General features: G+C 72.3%; 21 protein-coding genes. 12 read left to right on the plus strand and 9 right to left on the minus strand.

Annotation, left to right across the window (positions count from 1 at the left end):
- Positions 1-47: 47 nt before the first annotated feature.
- Positions 48-572, minus strand: a complete 525-nt coding sequence (locus tag ACGFNV_RS05400) for a VanZ family protein (protein WP_393619517.1) — start codon at positions 570-572, stop codon at positions 48-50.
- A gap of 212 nt (positions 573-784) precedes the next feature.
- Between ACGFNV_RS05400 and ACGFNV_RS05405 the strand changes: the two genes are divergently transcribed.
- The 6 genes from ACGFNV_RS05405 to ACGFNV_RS05430 are packed head-to-tail and all read left to right on the plus strand — an operon-like array spanning position 785 to position 4,586.
- Positions 785-967 (plus strand): hypothetical protein, encoded by a 183-nt coding sequence (locus tag ACGFNV_RS05405; protein ID WP_393619518.1) that lies wholly within the window; start codon positions 785-787, stop codon positions 965-967.
- Positions 964-1,416 (plus strand): monovalent cation/H+ antiporter complex subunit F, encoded by a 453-nt coding sequence (locus tag ACGFNV_RS05410; RefSeq protein ID WP_393619519.1) that lies wholly within the window; start codon positions 964-966, stop codon positions 1,414-1,416. Before ACGFNV_RS05405 ends, ACGFNV_RS05410 begins: the two co-directional genes overlap by 4 nt.
- A gap of 30 nt (positions 1,417-1,446) precedes the next feature.
- On the plus strand, positions 1,447-1,707 hold the full coding sequence (locus ACGFNV_RS05415; RefSeq protein ID WP_393619520.1) for a Na(+)/H(+) antiporter subunit B: 261 nt from the start codon (positions 1,447-1,449) through the stop codon (positions 1,705-1,707).
- Positions 1,704-2,471, plus strand: coding sequence for an MnhB domain-containing protein (locus ACGFNV_RS05420; RefSeq protein ID WP_393619521.1), 768 nt, complete (start codon positions 1,704-1,706; stop codon positions 2,469-2,471). The genes ACGFNV_RS05415 and ACGFNV_RS05420 overlap by 4 nt, the downstream gene beginning before the upstream one ends.
- A gap of 10 nt (positions 2,472-2,481) precedes the next feature.
- Complete coding sequence (locus ACGFNV_RS05425) at positions 2,482-2,829, plus strand: sodium:proton antiporter (RefSeq protein WP_133925198.1); 348 nt, start codon at positions 2,482-2,484, stop codon at positions 2,827-2,829.
- Positions 2,829-4,586 (plus strand): complex I subunit 5 family protein, encoded by a 1,758-nt coding sequence (locus ACGFNV_RS05430; protein WP_393619522.1) that lies wholly within the window; start codon positions 2,829-2,831, stop codon positions 4,584-4,586. The genes ACGFNV_RS05425 and ACGFNV_RS05430 overlap by 1 nt, the downstream gene beginning before the upstream one ends.
- 45 nt (positions 4,587-4,631) lie before the next feature.
- On the opposite strand, the gene ACGFNV_RS05435 is transcribed toward ACGFNV_RS05430, so the two are convergent.
- On the minus strand, positions 4,632-5,294 hold the full coding sequence (locus tag ACGFNV_RS05435; protein WP_393619523.1) for a DUF4230 domain-containing protein: 663 nt from the start codon (positions 5,292-5,294) through the stop codon (positions 4,632-4,634).
- Positions 5,295-5,363: 69 nt separating this feature from the next.
- Positions 5,364-7,256 carry a tetracycline resistance ribosomal protection protein Otr(A) gene (gene otr(A), locus ACGFNV_RS05440; protein WP_393619525.1) on the minus strand — a complete coding sequence of 631 codons (1,893 nt, stop codon included), beginning with the start codon at positions 7,254-7,256 and terminating at the stop codon, positions 5,364-5,366.
- Positions 7,257-7,450: 194 nt separating this feature from the next.
- Between otr(A) and ACGFNV_RS05445 the strand changes: the two genes are divergently transcribed.
- Positions 7,451-8,404, plus strand: coding sequence for a ribose-phosphate diphosphokinase (locus ACGFNV_RS05445; protein WP_393619527.1), 954 nt, complete (start codon positions 7,451-7,453; stop codon positions 8,402-8,404).
- 27 nt (positions 8,405-8,431) lie between these two features.
- On the opposite strand, the gene ACGFNV_RS05450 is transcribed toward ACGFNV_RS05445, so the two are convergent.
- Entirely contained in the window at positions 8,432-8,812 is a 381-nt protein-coding gene (locus ACGFNV_RS05450) for an anti-sigma factor antagonist (RefSeq protein WP_393619529.1), read from the minus strand.
- 150 nt (positions 8,813-8,962) lie between these two features.
- The gene (locus ACGFNV_RS05455; RefSeq protein ID WP_393619530.1) at positions 8,963-9,400 is read right to left on the minus strand and encodes a MarR family winged helix-turn-helix transcriptional regulator; all 438 of its coding nucleotides are present in this window, start codon (positions 9,398-9,400) and stop codon (positions 8,963-8,965) included.
- A gap of 115 nt (positions 9,401-9,515) precedes the next feature.
- On the opposite strand from ACGFNV_RS05455, the gene ACGFNV_RS05460 reads away from it, so the two are divergent.
- Complete coding sequence (locus tag ACGFNV_RS05460) at positions 9,516-10,970, plus strand: aldehyde dehydrogenase family protein (RefSeq protein ID WP_393619532.1); 1,455 nt, start codon at positions 9,516-9,518, stop codon at positions 10,968-10,970.
- Positions 10,971-11,013: 43 nt separating this feature from the next.
- Positions 11,014-12,120 (plus strand): NAD(P)-dependent alcohol dehydrogenase, encoded by a 1,107-nt coding sequence (locus ACGFNV_RS05465; RefSeq protein ID WP_393619533.1) that lies wholly within the window; start codon positions 11,014-11,016, stop codon positions 12,118-12,120.
- Positions 12,121-12,124: 4 nt separating this feature from the next.
- On the opposite strand, the gene ACGFNV_RS05470 is transcribed toward ACGFNV_RS05465, so the two are convergent.
- Positions 12,125-13,075: an NADP-dependent oxidoreductase gene (locus ACGFNV_RS05470; RefSeq protein WP_393619535.1), complete on the minus strand. Its 951-nt coding sequence runs from the start codon at positions 13,073-13,075 to the stop codon at positions 12,125-12,127.
- Positions 13,076-13,146: 71 nt separating this feature from the next.
- Here ACGFNV_RS05470 and ACGFNV_RS05475 point away from each other — a divergent pair, with 71 nt between their 5' ends.
- Together ACGFNV_RS05475 and ACGFNV_RS05480 are read left to right on the plus strand one after the other, a co-directional pair.
- The gene (locus ACGFNV_RS05475) at positions 13,147-14,103 is read left to right on the plus strand and encodes a GlxA family transcriptional regulator (RefSeq protein ID WP_393619536.1); all 957 of its coding nucleotides are present in this window, start codon (positions 13,147-13,149) and stop codon (positions 14,101-14,103) included.
- 71 nt (positions 14,104-14,174) lie between these two features.
- On the plus strand, positions 14,175-15,020 hold the full coding sequence (locus tag ACGFNV_RS05480; RefSeq protein ID WP_393619537.1) for a hypothetical protein: 846 nt from the start codon (positions 14,175-14,177) through the stop codon (positions 15,018-15,020).
- Between the two features lie 14 nt (positions 15,021-15,034).
- On the opposite strand, the gene ACGFNV_RS05485 is transcribed toward ACGFNV_RS05480, so the two are convergent.
- The 3 genes from ACGFNV_RS05485 to ACGFNV_RS05495 all read right to left on the minus strand — a co-directional run bounded on the left by ACGFNV_RS05485 (position 15,035) and on the right by ACGFNV_RS05495 (position 17,018).
- Positions 15,035-15,598: a TetR/AcrR family transcriptional regulator gene (locus tag ACGFNV_RS05485; protein ID WP_393619539.1), complete on the minus strand. Its 564-nt coding sequence runs from the start codon at positions 15,596-15,598 to the stop codon at positions 15,035-15,037.
- Positions 15,595-15,957 carry a DUF1304 domain-containing protein gene (locus ACGFNV_RS05490; protein ID WP_393619541.1) on the minus strand — a complete coding sequence of 121 codons (363 nt, stop codon included), beginning with the start codon at positions 15,955-15,957 and terminating at the stop codon, positions 15,595-15,597. The genes ACGFNV_RS05485 and ACGFNV_RS05490 overlap by 4 nt, the downstream gene beginning before the upstream one ends.
- 89 nt (positions 15,958-16,046) lie before the next feature.
- Positions 16,047-17,018, minus strand: a complete 972-nt coding sequence (locus tag ACGFNV_RS05495) for a helix-turn-helix transcriptional regulator (RefSeq protein ID WP_393619543.1) — start codon at positions 17,016-17,018, stop codon at positions 16,047-16,049.
- 90 nt (positions 17,019-17,108) lie between these two features.
- On the opposite strand from ACGFNV_RS05495, the gene ACGFNV_RS05500 reads away from it, so the two are divergent.
- The gene (locus ACGFNV_RS05500; protein ID WP_393620039.1) at positions 17,109-17,504 is read left to right on the plus strand and encodes a RidA family protein; all 396 of its coding nucleotides are present in this window, start codon (positions 17,109-17,111) and stop codon (positions 17,502-17,504) included.
- Positions 17,505-17,516 lie beyond the last annotated feature (12 nt).

Consider the following 17,516-nt stretch of genomic DNA (forward strand, 5'->3'; position numbering starts at 1 on the left):
CACCGCCTGGCTGCACCTGGTCCCCGCGTCGCTCACGGCGACGGACCTCAGCTATGCACCGCCCGGCTGAGCCGACGGCCCAGCAGCAGGTAACCGATCAGTGCTCCTGTCGTGTTGAGGATGACGTCGTCGATGTCGAAGGCGCGCCCGGTGACGAGCGCGCCCTGGGCGCACTCCACCAGGAGCATCACGAAGGCGGTCAGGACCAGCACCCGCAGGAAGCCGCGCGTCCGGGGCGCCACGACCGGCACCAGCACGCCGAACGGCACGCCGAGCAGCACGTTCCCGCCGATCTGCTTGACCGCGTCCCGCAGGGCGGGCTGGTCCAGATAGGCCTTCAGGGAACGGCCCGGGTGCAGATTGGTGTGCGTCAGCGCCTGGGACGCGGGGGAGGGCTGGAGCGTGAGCCGGGCCAGCACCACCGCGAACGCCAGCATGAAGGCGAAGGCCAGCAGCGTCGCCAGCAGGCGGAGGGGCAAGGGGAGCCGCCGACGGGCCGCGGGGGGCGGTTTGGGCGCCTTGTCGGGCTTGGCCGACTTGGTGGTGCGCAGGCGCAAGACAGAGTGGACCATGAGGTTCTCCTGACTTCAACGTCCCTGGCGTACAAAGGGGGTTACCCCGGATCGCGGTGACCAGTCCACAACTGCCCCGCACCGGCCCGGCCGCGCCCCCGGTTTCCGTTCCTGCGCTCGGGGCACTCCGGTGGAGAGCCGCGCGCGCCGCCACCCCCCGGGACGGGCGCGGTGCTTGGATGCCCGGAAGAGCGAGGCCGAGGAGGTGGCGCGTGGACCGGCGTACGACGCTCCTCCCGGCGGCCGAACTGCTGGGCTGGTGGGCCGCCCTCGCCGTGCTGTGGCTGGTCCTCATCAGCACCGTGGACCCGCTGGAACTCGCGGTGGGCGCGGGCGCCGCGGCCGTCGGCGCACTCGCGGCCCGAGCCGCACGGCGGGCGGTGACCGACCGGTGAACGGCTGGATCCTCGCCGCGACGCTGGTCCTGGCCGGGGGAGTGGGAGCGACCCTGTGGGGCGTCGCCACCGGACCACTGCGCCGCCGCGTGATCGCCCAGAACCTGACCACCGCCCTGGCCTGCCCCGCCCTGCTGCTCCTCGCCCAGGGCTACAACCGCCCCGGCTACGTCGACGTCGCCCTGGTCCTCGCACTGCTGGGCCCGGTCGGCACCCTCGTCTTCGCCCGGCTCCTCGCCGACGAACTCGCCGGGGACCCACCGCGCGCCTGGGGAGCGACCTGGGCGGTCGCGGGCCTCGGCACGGTCGTGGTGGCCGTCCTGTGCGCGGTCGCCGCACCGGGCCGTGCGACGGCGAAGCTCCTGGTCACGGGCGCGCTGCTGATCGGCGGCAATGTCGTCGCCTCCCGGGCCCTGTCGGGCGGGTTCAGCGGGGTCCGCCGTGGCTGAGCCGGTGAGCGGACCGCGGCGAGGTGTGACGTGACCGACGCCGTCATCGTCGTGGCCCTGCTCCTCGTGGCCGCCTCCGCGACCGTCGCCGTCGCGACACGCGACCCGGAGCGACAGGCCCTCGTCCTGTCCGTCCTCGGTGTCGTGCTCGCCGTCCTGTTCACCGTGCTCCAGGCGCCCGACGTCGCCCTGTCGCAGATCGCCGTCGGATCCGCCGTCACACCGCTGCTGTTGCTGCTCACGGTCCGCAAGGTGCGGCGGCGGGCGCGCGAGAAGGAGCCGCGCTCGTGAACCGGCGCCTGCGGCTGTGGCTCGTGTACGCCGGCGGCGGGGGGCTCGCGGCCCTGCTGGTGGCCGCCTGCCTCGACCTGCCCGGCTTCGGCGGCGACCGGCATCCCTACGGCGACCGGGCCGTACGGGCGTCGCTCTCCCGGCACACCGCCAACACCATCGCCTCCGTCAACTTCGACCAGCGCGCCTTCGACACCCTCGGCGAGATGAGCATCCTCTTCGCCGCCGTGCTCGGCTGTGTCGTCCTGCTGCGGCAGACCCGCGACGAACACCGCGAACCGCCCGAACCCGCCGAGGTCGCCCGGCCCGTACGCGGCTACGCCCTGCTCGTCCTGCCCGCCGCCCTGCTCATCGGCCTCTACGTGATCGCCCACGGGCAGCTCAGCCCCGGCGGCGGCTTCCAGGGCGGCGTGGTCGCCGCGACCGCCCTGCACCTGCTGTACCTCGGCGCCGACTACCGCGCCCTGGAACGCGTCCGGCCCCTCGGCCTGTTCGAGGTCGGTGACGCGCTCGCCGCCTCCGCCTACCTGGTCACCGGCCTCGCGGCCGTCCTCGCCGGCACCGCCTTCCTCGCCAACACACTGCTGCCGTACGGCACCTTCAACACGCTGTCCTCCGGCGGCAGCGTCCCGCTGCTGAACGCGGCCATCGGCATGGAGGTCGCCTGCGCGGTCGTCGTCCTCCTCGCCCGCTTTCTGGACCAGGCCGTGGAGATCGTGAAGGACAGCACGGACAGCGGGGAGAACGGGGAGAGGGCGAGGTGAGAGTGCCGTGATGGACGTACTGCCGTACCTGGTCGCCGTCTGGATCTTCCTCGTCGGCTGCTACGGCCTCGCCACCAGCCGCAACCTGATCCACGCCGTCGGCTGTCTCGCCGTCTGCCAGTCCGGCACGTACGTCCTGCTGCTGGCCGTCGGCTACCGCGACGGAGCCACCGCACCCGTCTTCTCCGACATGAAGCCCGGCGCGCGGCCCGTGGTCGACCCGGTCGTCCAGGCCCTGGCCCTGACCGACGTCGTCGTCGGCGCCACCGTCACCGCCCTCCTGCTCGCCCTCGTCGTGCAGGTCGCCAAGCGGCACGGCACGGTCGATCCCGACGAGCTCTCGGAGCTGCGCGGTTGATGAACCACCTATTGCCCCTGCTCGTCGCCGTCCCGCTCCTCGGAGCCGGGCTGCTGGTCGCCGGGGGCCGTCTGCTGCCCCGGATCGCCGCAGAAACGATCGCGTGCGCGGTCTCCGCCGGCACGGCCGCCCTCGCGATCGTCCTGCTCCTCGACTGCTCCCCGCCCATGGTCGAGTGGGTCGGCGGCTGGCGGCCGGTGAACGGCCGCAGCGTCGGCATCGTCGTGGTGGGCGACGGACCGGGCCTCGGGATGGCCGCGCTCGCCTCGCTGCTCACACTGGCCGCGCTGGTGTACTCCTGGCACTACTTCGATGAACCGCCACGCCGGCACGCGGGCTCCTTCCCAGCCCTGATGCTCGTCTTCCAGGCGGGCATGTGCGGCTTCGCGATCGCCGGGGACCTCTTCGACGCCTTCGTGTTCTTCGAGCTGATGAGCGTCGTCGCCTTCGCGCTGACCGGCTACCGGATCGACGAACCCAAGGCCGTGCAGGGCGCGTTGACCTTCGCGATCGTCAACTCCCTCGGTGCGTACGCGATGCTCATGGGCATCGGCCTGCTGTACGGGCGCACCGGCGAGCTGGCGATGACGCACATCGGGCGGGGCCTGGACGCGCACGGCCGCCCCGACGCGCTGGTCCTCGCGGCCTTCGTCCTCGTCCTGACCGGCCTGCTGGTCAAGTCCGCCGCCGTGCCCTTCCACCTCTGGCTGCCGGACGCGCACGCCGTCGCGCCCACCCCCGTGTGCATGCTGCTGTCCGGCGTCATGGTCGAACTCGGCGTGTACGGCGTCTGGCGCGTCTACAACACCGTCTTCTCCGGGCCGGGCGGCATCCCGGCCGCCGACCTGGAGCGGGTGCTGATCGTGCTCGGCGCGCTCACCGCCGTCATCGGCGCCGTCATGTGCTGGTACCAACGGCACATCAAACGGCTCCTCGCCTACTCGACCGTCGCCCACACCGGGCTGTTCCTCATCGGCATCGGCACCCTCGAGCCGGAGGCCGACGACGGCATCGCGCTGTACGTCCTCGGCCACGCGGGCGTGAAGGCGGCCCTGTTCGCCTGCGCGGGCATCCTCCTCGACCGCTACGGCAGCGTCGACGAACGCGCGCTGCACGGGCGGGCCCGGGGGCTGCGCGGCGTGGCCGTGATGTTCACCGTCGGAGCCCTCGGCCTCGCGGGGCTGCCGCCGTTCGGCACGGCACTCGGCAAGACGGTCACGGAGGAGGCCGTGGGCGGGCCGCTCACCCTGCTGTACGTCCTCGCGTCGGCGGTCACCGCGGGAGCCGTCCTGCGGGTCGCCGCACGGGTGTTCCTCGGCCTGGGACCCCCGCCCCAGGAGGAGGAGTACGAGACGACCGGCACCGGCGAGGAGCCCGAGACGCGGGAGCGGCTGACCCGGATCCCCGACACCATGACGGTGGTCCCGGCGGTGCTGCTCGCCGGGGCGCTGGCCGTCGGCACGGCCCCCGGACTCGCCCGTGTCGTGGCGCACGCCGTCAACGAGGCCGGATCCGGGGGAGCGCCCGCCGCCGTGCACTGGAGCTGGGCCGGAGCCCTGCTGGGCGTCCTGTCCACCCTGCTGGCGGTGGCCCTGGCCGCCGCGGCCGTCACCCGGCCCGGACTGCTCGCCGCACCGGACCGGGCGCTGCCGCTCAGGCGCCTGCAGTCCGGGCACGTCGGCGACTACGTGGCATGGCTGCTGGTGGGCGCCGCACTGGTCGGCGCCCTCGCCCTGCCTGGCGTGCTCGGCACCTGAGGCACTTGCGGCACCTCAGGCACCCGAGGCACCGGAGTCAGGGGATCAGGCGTCGAAGGAGACCTTCACCTCCTTGAAGCCGAGGGAGCGCAGCAGGCCTTCGAGCATGTTGGTGGTGTTCGTCTCGGCACGCTTGGTCAGCTCGCTCTCCTTGGCCGCGTCCCCGATGTGCCGTACCGCGAGCTTCTGCACGGCCTGTTCGCTGTTGGGGTTGTCCGAGAAGAAGTCGCCGAGGCGGTCGAGGAGACCGCGCTGCTTGGACACCGCGTAGGAGCGGTCGGTGTCCAGCGCCGGCTTGCCGAGCTGGGCGTGGGGCAGGCGGAGCGTGGCCGACGTACGGTCGTCGTCGACCGTCACGTCGTTCTTGCCGACCTTCCCGAGGTCGACGTAGGCGTCCACGGTGCCCGCCCCGACGTACAGGGTGCGGGAGCCGCGGATCGCGTCGGGCAGGAGCTTGGCGTCCTTCTCCAGGTCCACGACGACCTGGAAGTTGCCGGAGGCCGCGTCGTAGCGGCTGATGTCCTGGATGGACTCGAGCAGCGCGGGGCCGGAGCGGTCGTGGGTCTCCGTGCCGAACAGGTCCTTCAGACCGGGGAGCACACTCAGCCGGATCCCCGCGAAGAACACGACGAGCACGATCACGACCGCGCTCACCGCCTTCGCCCAGCCGGGCATCCGTCCCGACACGCGTCTGATGGGAGTCGTCATGGCGACGGCCCTCCTTCCTACAGAGCGGATGCCCCCGCAACGCCCCCGCCAGACCGACCCGTTGACCGATCATGTGCGAACGGACCGCCGGACCGGCCGATCACCCGACGGGCGGGACCACCACACGCCCTCGCCATGGGTGAGCCCCGGCAGCCTCAGTTCGACCTCGCGCACGTGCCGGGCGGGCAGCTCCCCGGTGATCACCCACGCCGTCGATCCGCCCGTCGCCTCCTTGAACTCCGCTCCGAAGGAGGCGAGCTGAGCGGTCACGGGGGCCAGCGCGTCCGGCGGGACCTCGGTCTCGAAGGCGTGGTACGGCTCGTACACCCGGGTCCCGGCCCGCGCGAGCGCCCGCCGCAGCACGATCGGGGTGAGGCCGCGGAAGTCGGCCGCGGTGCTCAGGGGAGGGGCGAAACCCGAGCGGATCAGGGTGACCCGGTAGTCGGTGACGGCCCAGCCGTGCGGTCCGCTCAGCAGGGTGCTGTGCACGCTGTCCTCGATGGCCTGGTGGAAGGCGCGGGGCAGCGCCCCGAGTTCCGTCTCGTACGTGAACACCCCGCCGGAGCCGTGCGGTCCCGGTTCCACGCGCAGCCCGATCGTCGCCCAGTACCTGGTGTGGTCGAGCCACGGCCGCTCCTCCCATGCCTCGCCGGTCCCGTCCGGCCGCTCCAGAAGCCGGACCCGGCCGGGCTCGAAGTCGGCCTCGACGCCGAACTCCTGGGCGAGGGTCGCCGCGACCACCTCCAGCTGGACCTCGCCGTACAACAGCAGCGCCGTGGCCCCGTCGGCCGCGGGGCGGGCGTGCAGCAGGGGGTCCTGGTCGGCCAGGGCCAGCAGGGCGGAGCGCAGCCGCGCCGCCTGTTCGGGGCGGCGGGCCCGGGCCAGGGTCTGAAGCGTCGGCGGCGCGAACTGTGGTGCCCGGTCGCCGAGTTCACCGAGCCGGTCGCCCACGCGCAGGCCGAAGACCCCGGTCAGGGTCGCGATGTTGCCGCCGGTGAGCGGTCCGGGGCGGCCGATCACCTCCAGGCGGTTGGCCCGTCCGGGGACCTCGGTGGTCCGGCCGTCGGCCTCACGGCGCAGGAAGGTCAGCCGCTGACGCTGGGTCACCTCACCGTCGTAGAGCCGCAGATACGCCGTCCGCTCGCCGCCGGGTCCGGGACGTACGGCGAACACCGTGCCGCGCGGGGCGGCAACGGCCGGTGCCTCGGGCTCGGGGGCCGGTCCTCGTTCGGGTTCGGGGACCAGCCGGACGAGGCCCTCCACGAGCTCGGCGACGCCCTGACCGCCGAGGGCCGAGCCGAAGTACACGGGGTGCACGGAGCCGTCGGCGGTGCGTGCGGCGAGCGCGGCACGCAGGGTGTCCGGGGCCGGGGCGGGGCCGTCCACGACCGCCGCGAGGATGTCGGTGTCGACCTCGGCGAGGGTCTCGGCGGCCTGCTGGGTCAGGGCGCGGGGCGCGACGCGGGCGCCGGGGGTACCGATGCCCGTGACCCGCGTCAGCGGGACGACGTGCGGGGTGAGCCGGCGCCGGATGTCGGCGATCAGGCCGTCGGCGCGGGCGCCCGCGCGGTCGATCTTGTTGACGAAGACCAGCGTGGGCAGCCGCAGCCGACGCAGGGTCCGCATCAGTACCCGCGTCTGCGCCTGCACGCCCTCCACCGCGGACAGCACCAGGACCGCGCCGTCCAGCACCTCCAGGGCGCGCTCGACCTCGGCGATGAAGTCGGAGTGCCCGGGGGTGTCGATGAGGTTGATCTGTGTGCCGTGCGCGGTGAACGCGGCGACGGCCGAGCGGATGGTGATGCCGCGCTGTCGCTCGATCGCCCCGCTGTCGGTGCGGGTGTCACCGCCGTCGACGCTGCCGAGCCGGTCTACGGCGCCGTGGTCGAAGAGCAGCCGCTCGGTGAGGCTGGTCTTACCGGCGTCGACGTGGGCCAGAATTCCGATGTTCAGGGTCTGCATGCGTGGTCGAGTCCTCGAGAACCGTCGTCCAGTGGGGGAGCCGGGTGTTTTCGAGGAGTCGGCGCATGCGGGTGGTCCTGACGTGAGGGAAAGCGGACGGCGCCATCATGGCGCACGGTCCGGGGTGGGCCGCAACGGATTTTCCGGGTCCGTAGCATGAGGTCGCCCGGACGTGATCATGCGAGGAGCGGATCGTGCGAGACATCGCCGTGTTCAGCGGTAGTGCCCACCCCGAGCTGGCCGCCGAGGTCTGCGCCCATCTGGGTGTTCCCCTCAGCCCGACCCGGGTCAGCAGGTTCGCCAACGACTGCCTGGAGGTCCAGCTCCAGGCGAACTGCCGGGAGCGGGACGTCTTCCTGCTCCAGCCGCTGGTGCGGCCCGTGCAGGAGCACCTCGTGGAGCTGCTGATGATGTGCGACGCGGCGCGGGGGGCGTCCGCGGGCCGTATCACCGTCGTCATGCCGCACTACTCCTACGCCCGCTCCGACAAGAAGGACGCGCCCCGTATCTCGTTGGGCGGCCGGCTGGTCGCCGACCTGATGGTGGCGGCGGGCGCGCGCCGTGTCCTCGCGATGACGCTGCACTCGCCGCAGGTGCACGGCTTCTTCTCGGTCCCGGTGGACCATCTGCACGCCCACCGCGAGCTGGCCGCGCACTTCCGGCAGTACGACCTCACGCGCACCACCGTCGTCTCGCCGGACCTCGGCAACGCCAAGGAGGCGGCCGCGTTCGCCCGGTTGATCGGCGCGCAGGTGGCGGCGGGCGCGAAGCAGCGGTTCGCGGACGACCGGGTCAGCATCAGCTCGGTGATAGGCGAGGTCGCGGGGCGGGACGTGATCGTCCTCGACGACGAGATCGCGAAGGGGAGTACCGTCCTGGAACTCCTCGACCGGTTGCGGGAGTTGGGTCCGCGCTCGATCCGGGTGGCGTGCACGCACGGCCTGTTCGCGGCCGGCGCGCTCAAGCGGCTGAGCGAGCAGCCGGACGTCCTGGAGATCGTGTGCACCAACACGGTGCCGGTGCCCGAGGAGGAGCACACCGACAAGCTGCGGATCCTGTCCATCGCCCCGGCCCTCGCCGAGGCCGTGCGCCGGATCCACAACGGCGAGTCCGTCAGCGCCCTGTTCGACCCGCCGACGGCCGGGTAGCCGCGGGCGGTGGGGTCGAGGGCGCGGTCATAACGTGCCGGACGTGGCCTCGGGTCGGCTGAGCGCCGCGTCCAGCGTCGGGTGCGGGGGCAGCAGGCGGCTCAGGCCGGTGACCCGCAGGACGCGCAGGGTCAGCGGGTGGGGGCAGACGAGGAGCAGCCGCCCGTCGTGTTCCAGCACCCGGCTGCGGGCCCGGTACAGCAGGCGCAGCCCGGAGCAGTCGAAGAAGTCGATCCGGGTGAGGTCGATGACCACCCGGGGGTCGGGGGCCGCCGTCACCTCGTCCAGGTGCGGGACGATCTCCACGGCGGCGACGATGTCGATCTCACCGTGGAACTCCAGCACCGTGTGTCCCCGGTCCCGGTGCACACGCAGATGGCGGGTGGGCGCCGCCGGTTCCTGCCGCACGACGACATCGCCTCCAACCTGCTCCGACAACGGGGTGCGCCGAGCAGCCCCCCGCCCAGCAAGTTACCCCCGATGCAGTGAATTTGAGCATGTTCGGTTGACATATGTCTTCGATTTGCGACCGACTCCTTCGAGGTTTTGTTCACAGGGTTACGAAAGTGCGTGCCAGGCCTTGGTGAGGGCCTGTCGGAGCTGCTCGGCCTGGTGTGCCGTGAGGTCCCGCACCATCCGCTCCTCCAGCTCCCGCACCGGCCCGGCGTGGCGCGCGAGCAGCTCGCGTCCGTCGTCGGTCAGCAGGATCAGCAGCTCCCGTCGGTTGCGCGGATTGCGCTCCCGGCGCACCAGTCCGCGGCCCTCGAGGGAACGGACGAGATCTGCGATGGACTGGGCGGTGACGAACGAGTCGCGGGCGAGCTGTGCGGCGGACAGTCCGTCGTGCCGTTCCAGCACGGTGAGCGCGGTGTACTGCAGGGCGGTGATCCCGGAGGGTCTGACCAGCTCGTCCAGGTGGGAGCGCACGACGAGCTCCACCTGCTTCACCATGTAGAGCAGTGACGGAGGTGCCTTGGTTTCCTGGGTGCCGAGCATGAACAGAGCGTAGACCATTGACAGGAAACCTGTCTGTAATGAGACTGCGCACCAGACGGCGAAACAACAGGAAACCTGTTTGTTGAAATCTTGGCGACGACGCTGAGGAGTGGTGATGACCACCTTCGAGATGGAACCCGGCCGACTGTTCATCGGGGGGCAGTGGCGCGAGGCCGCCGACGGAGCGCGCAGCGAGGTGGTCGACCCGTCCCGGGGCGCGGTTGTCACCACCGTCGCGGAGGCGGGCGCCGCCGACGTGGACGCGGCGGTGCGCGCGGCCCGGGAGGCCTTCGACGCCGGGCAGTGGTCCGGCCTGAGCGGCCGCGAGCGGGGGCGCGTCCTGCACCGCGTGGCCCAGCTGATCCGCGAGAACGCCGACGACATCGCCCGGCTGGAGAGCCTCGACGTCGGCAAGCCGATCACGCTGGCCCACGCCGTCGACGTCACCAACGCCGCGAACGACTACGAGTACTACGCCTCCCTCGCGTACACCCTCGACGGCGCGCAGCGCGACACCCCCATGAACGCCCACGCCTACACCAAGCGCGGCCCGCTCGGTGTCGTCGCCGCGATCACCCCGTTCAACTTCCCGCTGATCCTCGCCGGCTCCAAGCTCGCCCCGGCCCTCGCCGCCGGCAACACGGTCGTCCACAAGCCCGCCGACGAGACCCCGCTCAGCGCCCTGTACATGGCCGAGCTCCTGCAGAAGGCCGGTGTCCCCGACGGTGTGGTCAACGTCGTCACCGGCGCGGGCCCGGTGGCCGGCGAGGCGCTGCTGCGCCACCCCGGCGTCGACAAGATCGCCTTCACCGGCTCCACCGCGATCGGCCGGCACGCCGCGAGCATCGCCGGCGAGAACCTCAAGCCCGTCACCATGGAGCTCGGCGGCAACGCGGCGCACATCGTCTTCGAGGACGCCGACCTGGAGAAGGCCGTCGGCGCGATCATCAAGGGCTTCGTCTTCAACACCGGCCAGTTCTGCATGGGCGGCCCCCGCCTGCTGGTTGCGCGCTCGGTCTACAGCACCCTGCTCGGCATCCTCGCCGAGGCCGTTCCCGGCGTGCCCGTCGGCGACCCCAGGCAGCCCGAGACCGTCGTCGGTCCGATGGCGGCGGAGAAGCACCTGCGCAAGGTCGAGGAGTACGTCGACATCGCCCGCAAGGAGGGCGCCCGCATCGTCTGCGGCGGCGAGCGCCTCGACCTCGACGGCGGCTACTACTACAAGCCCACCGTGATCGCCGACCTCGCCAACGACTCCCGCGTCGTCCAGGAGGAGGTCTTCGGCCCGGTCCTCACCGTCCAGCCCTTCGACTCCGAGGACGAGGCCGTCGCCCTCGCCAACTCCACCCCGTACGGTCTGGCCTCCGGCGTCCAGACCCGGAACCTCGCCCGCGCCCACCGTGTCGCCGACCGGCTCCAGGCGGGCATCGTCTGGGTCAACGACTGGGCGATGCTCGACCCCGCCGTGCCCTTCGGCGGTGTCAAGGACTCCGGCTTCGGCCGCGAGTACGGGCCCGAGGCGCTCGCCTCCTACACCAAGGTCAAGTCCGTCGTCGTCTCGCTCGACTGAGTGCGGCCGTAGAACAGCCCGTAGAACAAAGGGAGTTCACCCGATGCCCATCACCACCCGCGCCGCAGTCGTCGAGTCCGGCGGCGCCCCCTTCACCCTCTCCGACGTCGTCCTCGACGACCCGGCCCCGAACGAGGCGGTTGTCCGCCTGGTGGCCGCCGGCCTGTGCCACACCGACCTCAGCGTGGCGGGCGGCGGACTGCCCTTCCCGCTGCCCGGCGTCCTCGGCCACGAGGGCGCGGGGGTCGTGGAGGCGGTCGGTTCGGCCGTCACCGCGGTGGCCCCCGGCGACCACGTCGTGCTGTCCTTCACCTCCTGCGGCGACTGCCGCAACTGCGACGGCGGCCATCCCGCCTACTGCGCCGGCTGGCTGCCGCTGAACCTGCTGGGCGGGCGGCGTGCCGACGGCACGGCCACGATCAGCCGCGAGGGCGAGCCGCTCGGCGGCCACTTCTTCGGCCAGTCCTCGTTCGCCGAGCGGGCGCTGGTCGACGAGCGCAGCCTCGTCAAGGTCGACCCGGACGTCCCGCTGGAGTCCATCGCCCCACTGGGGTGCGGAGTGCAGACCGGAGTCGGCGCCGTCTGGAACGTACTGAAGCCGGCGACCGGCGACACGGTCGTCGTCCTCGGTGCCGGCGCGGTCGGTCTGTCGGCGGTGATGGCGGCCGCGCTCACCCCGGCCACCACGATCATCGCCGTCGACAGGGTCGCCGAACGCCTCGCCCTGGCCAAGGAGTTGGGCGCCACCCACACCGTCGACGCCGGCCAGGCCGTCCCCGGCGAGGCGATCGCCGAGATCACCGGCGGCCAGGGCGCCGACGGCATCGTGGAGACCACGGGCAACGTGGCCGTCCTGCGCCAGGGCGTCGATGCGCTGGCCGCCCGCGGCACCCTGGTCATCGTCGGCGCCCCGGCCTTCGGTACCGAAGTCGCCCTGGACGTCAACGGCATGCTCGGCGGCAAGCAGGTCGTCGGCCTCACCCTCGGCGACAGCGAGACCCAGAGCTTCATCCCGGCCCTGGTCAAGCTGGTCAAGGAGGGACGGCTCCCGCTGGACCGCCTGATCGGCACCTACGCCTTCGCGGACATCGGCCAGGCCGTCCAGGACATGACCTCGGGCAAGACCATCAAGCCGGTCCTGACCTTCTGACGGTTCAGTCGACCGTCAGGACCAGCTTCCCCGTGGTCCGGCCGGTGTCGCCGAGCCTGTGTGCCTCGGCGGCATCGGCCAGCGGGAACGTCCCCGCGATCGTGGGGCGCAGCTTCCCCGCCTCGACGAGTTCCGCGATCGCCCGCATACCGGCGCGGTCGGCGTCGACGAGGAGGAAGGCCGCCCGAACGCCGAGCCGTTCGGCCTCCTCGTAGAACTCCTCCGACCCGACCGGCAGGATCGACACCACCGCCCCGCCCGGACGCAGCACCCGCAGCGAGCGCACCGCGTGGTCACCGCCGATGGTGTCCAGCACCACGTCGACGTCCTTGACGGCCTCTTCGAAGTCGGTCTCGCGGTAGTCGATCGCCTCGTCCACACCCAGTTCCCGCAGGTAGTCGTGCTTGCCCGCGCTCGCCGTGCCGATGACGTACGCCCCGCGCGTCTTGGCGATCTGCACGGCCACGTGCCCGACCCCGCCGGCCGCCGCGTGGATCAGCACGCGCTGCCCCGGCCGCACGTCGGCCGTCTCCACCAGCGCCTGCCACGCCGTCAGCGCGACCAGCGGCAAGGCGCCGGCCTCCACATGGTCGATCGCGGCGGGCTTGTGCACCAGCGCCCGGGCCGGGACGGTGACGTACTCGGCGTGCGTACCGTGGCCGTACGGGAAGGGCACCATGCCGAAGACCTCGTCGCCGGGTGCGAAGGCGGCTACGCCGAAGCCCGTCGCCTCGACCACGCCGGAGACGTCCCAGCCGAGGACGAAGGGCGGCGAGCCGAGGATGGCGCCGGTGGCGCGGTGCTTCCAGTCGGTGGGATTGACCCCCGCGGCCCGTACCCGGACCAGTACCTCGTTCGCTCGCGGCGCGGGCCGCTCCAGCTCCACTTCCCTCAGCACCTCGGGACCGCCGAGGACGTCCTGACTGATGGCGCGCATCGTGTTCACATCGCTCATGGTGATCAAGCCTGCCCGGGAGTGATCGCGGGGAAAATGGCACGATGGCCAACCTTCGCTAGGATCGTGCCATGCGAACGCGCAAGCGCCCTGAACGGGTCGTCGTCCTGGCCCTCGACGGGGTCTACCCCTTCGAGCTCGGCATCCCCAGCCGGATCTTCGGCACGACCGACGGTCGGTACGAGGTGGTGACGTGCACGGTCGACGGCCAACCGGTGCGCACCAACGCCGACTTCAGCGTCACCGTCGAGCACGGACCCGAGGCGCTGGAGACCGCGGACACCGTCGTCGTCCCGCCGATCTCGCCCACCAGCGTCACCGCCGAACTCCCCGCAGAGGTCGCCGCCGCCCTCGCCCGCATCCCCGCCGAGGCACGCATCGTCTCCATCTGCACCGGCGCCTTCGTACTGGCCGCCGCCGGGCTCCTCGACGGCCGCCGGGCGACCACCCACTGGCTGCTCGCCGACCAGTTCCGGAGCATGTTCCCGCACGTCGAACTCGACCCGGACGTGCTCTTCGTGGCCGACGGCCGCATCCTGACCTCGGCCGGGGCCTCCTCCGGCGTCGACGTCTGTCTCCACATCGTGCGTGAGGACCACGGAAGCAAACTCGCCAACGCGGTCGCCCGCTGCTGTGTCGTCCCGCCGTTCCGGGACGGCGGCCAGGCCCAGTACATCGAGCAGCCGGTGCCCGAGTCCGCGGCCACGAGCACGGCCGCCACCCGGGCGTGGGCCCTCGAGCGCCTCGGGGAACCCCTGAGCCTCGCCGACCTCGCCGGGCACGCCCGGATGAGCCTGCGCACCTTCGCCCGCCGCTTCAACGACGAGGTGGGCCTGAGCCCCGGCCGCTGGCTGATCCAGCAGCGCGTCGCCCGCGCCCGGCACCTGCTGGAGGCCAGCGACCTCTCCGTGGACCAGATCGCGGGCGAGGTCGGCTTCGCCACCGGCGCTTCCCTGCGCCAGCACCTGCACGCGGCGATCGGGGTGTCCCCGCAGGCATACCGGCGGACGTTCCAGGCGGTGCGCTGACGGACCCCGAACGTTCTTGGTCGTTTCGGCGTCGAAGGAGCGAGACGAAAGACCGGAGAACGGGGGCGGGGATGCGCAGAGGACTCGTGGTGGTGGCGGTGCTGGCCGTGACGGCGGTGGGATGCGGGGGCGAGGAGCACGTGGTGGTCGAGGGCACCCCGCCCGCGACCCCGTACGCCGGACCGCTGCACGTGCCCGCGCGGGACCTGGACGAGGACAGCGTGCAAGCCCTGCGCGTCGAGTCGGGGGCGGCGGGCCGGGCCCTGGAGTGCGACGGCGAGATCTACTCGGGGGGCCAGGGCGAGCGGTGGAGCGAGGGTGACGGCGGGGACACCCCCGAGGACGGCCTGAAGCTGTACTTCGACATCGAAAAACCCGACCTCCCGCGCTCCGGCTACCGGGTCGAGCGCGAGGACGGCGACCGGGTGCTGTACTCCCTCGACGTCGGCGGCCGTACCAAGGCCGCCGTCGTGGTCGCCAAGGACCGCGAGGGCGCTCCCGGTTGGGGCCCCGAGACCACCGCGTCCTGCAACCCGGCCGAACTCCCCGCCGACTTCACCGACTCGCTGCCGTACCAGATCTGGACCGACGAGCACGGACGCCGGGTGCAGACCACGCTGATCAGCAGCTCGGTCGGCTCGGCCCACTGCGACTGGCAGAAGGCGCACTTCCTGGAGCTGGGCGCGGGCGACGACGCCCGGCTGTACGCCCGCGACCCCGACGGCGTCCTCGAACCCGGCATGCTGACCGCCCCGTACGACGGTGACGTCCGGATGCCCGCGGGCGCCCACGACACCGGATACCGGCTCCGCGACTGGCGGTTGTGGCTGACGGACGACCCGACGAAGGCGTACGTCCGCACCCCCGACGGCGTCGAGGCCTGGCCGCTGGTGAAGGACGGAATGGGCTGCCGCTGAGCCGCGCTCGCGCCTCACCGGCTGGCGTGCAGGGCGACCAGGAGTTGCCAGACCTGGTCGGCGACGGCCTCGGGGCTCGCGTCCAGGAGGCCGTGCAGCCAGTCGGCCAGGACCCCGGCGAAGGTCGCGGCGACGGCCGAGGCGACCAGCGGGGCGTCCGCCGCGCCGGCGCGCTCGCGTTCGCGCAGGCTGTAGGCGCGCAGGTCCCGGTGCAGGACCCGGCCGAGCGGGCCGCCTCCGCCCGGGTTGAGCAGGGCGCGGTACAGCCCCGCGTGCGGGGTGAGGGCGGCGAAGAACTCCGCGAGCGCGGGCGGCGCGTGCACCGGGTCGGGCCGGCCCTGCCAGGCGTGCAGCGCCTCCACCGCCTCGCGTACGACGTCCGCGCAGGCGTCCACGGCCAGGGCCTCCAGGTCGGCGTAGTGGACGTAGAACGTGGCCCGGCCGACCCCGGCGCGCCGCACCAGCGCGGCCACGCCGACCTCCGCGAGCGGCCGCTCGGCACACTCGGCGAGCAGGGCCTCGCGCAGCCTCGCCCGGGTGCGCGCGGCCCGCGGATCCTCCTGGGTGCCGCGCGTCACTGGGCGATCAGGACGGCGGCCAGGGCGAGCGCGCCGGGCAGTGCCTGCGCGACCAGGATCCGCCGGTTGGCGGTGGCCGCGCCGTACACGCCCGCGACGATCACGCACGACAGGAAGAACACCTGCGCGCGGAAGCCCGTCGGGTCGGCGGCCACCAGGCCCCAGACCAGACCCGCCGCGAGGAACCCGTTGTAGAGCCCCTGGTTGGCCGCCATCGCAGCGGTCGCCCGCGCCATCTCAGGGTCGAACCCGTGGAACGACATCCCCGGCTTCTTCTGCCACAGGAACATCTCCATCACCAGGATGTACGCATGCAACGCGGCCACCAGCCCGACCAGCACGCCCGCCAGGATCTCCATGTCCGTCCCCGCCCTTCCTAGAGTTCCTGGACAGCTGTCCAGGACAGGAGGCCGAGCATAGCTGGACACCTGTCCAGGAACCACTCCGGTCAGGACGAGGCTCCGTAGCGGGCGGCGAGCGCGGCGGCGCGGTCACGCAGGGAGGTGCGCAACGACTCCGGGGCCAAGGCCTCCGCGTCCGTGCTGAGCTGCCACAGCGCCCACTCGGCGTGTCGCAGATCCTGGAACGTCGCCTCCAGCCGCAGCCAGCCGTCCGCCTCCGGTTCTGCCGCGCGGACGGCCACCGCGGTGCTCAGCAGCTCCTCCCGCCGCTCCGGGTTCACCCGTATCAGCACGGCGAGATGATCGCTGGACAGGAACCGCGCGCAGCGTTCCCGCCAGACCCGGTCCAGATCGACCTGGCTCGGTCGCTGTGCCGGTTCGGGGAGTTCCTCGGCGGCCGACACCCGCGACAGCCGGTAGGTGCGGTCCGCGCCGGCTCTCGTGGCCAGCAAGTAGCCCCGGTCCCGCACGGTGACCAGGCCGATCGGGTCCACCGTGCGCCACTGGGGTTGCTGGTCCGCGGCCGCGTAGTGGATGCGCAGTTTGTGTCCGACGAGCACCGCGCGCCGTATTTCGATCATCGTCGTGCCGGGCACCTCCTCAGGGTCCGGCCGGCGGGAGAGCAGATCGGTCTCGGGCTCGACGAGAAAACGCCGGGCAGCGTCGCTCGCGGTGGCCCGGTGGCCTTCGGGCAGCGCGTCGACCACCTTGCGCCTGGCCGAGGCGAGTGCCGAGCCGAGGCCGAACACCTGCTCGCCGCGCCCCGTTCCGGCGGTCAGCAGGGCGAGGGCCTCGTCGTGGTTCAGTCCGGTGAGCTCGGTCCGGAAACCGGGCAACAGCGCGAACCCGCCGTGCCGGCCGCGTTCGGCGTAGACCGGGACGCCGGCCGCGGACAGCGCCTCGATGTCGCGCAGCACGGTACGGGTGGACACCTCCAGCTCGCGGGCCAGCGTGTCCGCGGTCAGGCGACCGCGCTGACGCAGCAGCAGGACCAGCGAGACCAGCCGATCGGCGCGCACACGAGGACCGTATCGAATACATGACCAAGGGTGTCGTGAATTGTTGGCAGGCTCGTGGTTACCGAAGAACCGAATGGAGCTGATGTGGCAGTGGAACGAACGGCGGTCAACCCGGTGACCTGGTCGGCGGAGTTGGGATTCAACCAGGGGGAGATCGTCACCGGACACACCCGGACCCTGTACTGCTCAGGGCAGACCGCGATGAGCGGCGACGGCAAGCCCCTGCATGACGGTGACATGGCCGCACAGTTGGCGCTGAGCCTCGACAACCTGGAGGCCGTGCTCGGCGAGGCCGGCATGTCCCTCGCGAACCTCGTCCGGCTCAACGTCTACACCACCGACATCGATCTGCTGTTCCCGCACTACGGCGTCCTGGCGTCGCGGTTGGGCGCCGCGGGGGTGGCACCGACCACCACGATGCTCGGGGTGACACGGCTGGCGGTCCCCGGCCAGATGGTGGAGCTGGAGGGGACCGCCGTCGCGTGAGGTGACCTACCT

The organism is Streptomyces sp. NPDC048751 (assembly GCF_043198595.1).
Classification (GTDB): Bacteria; Actinomycetota; Actinomycetes; order Streptomycetales; family Streptomycetaceae; genus Streptomyces.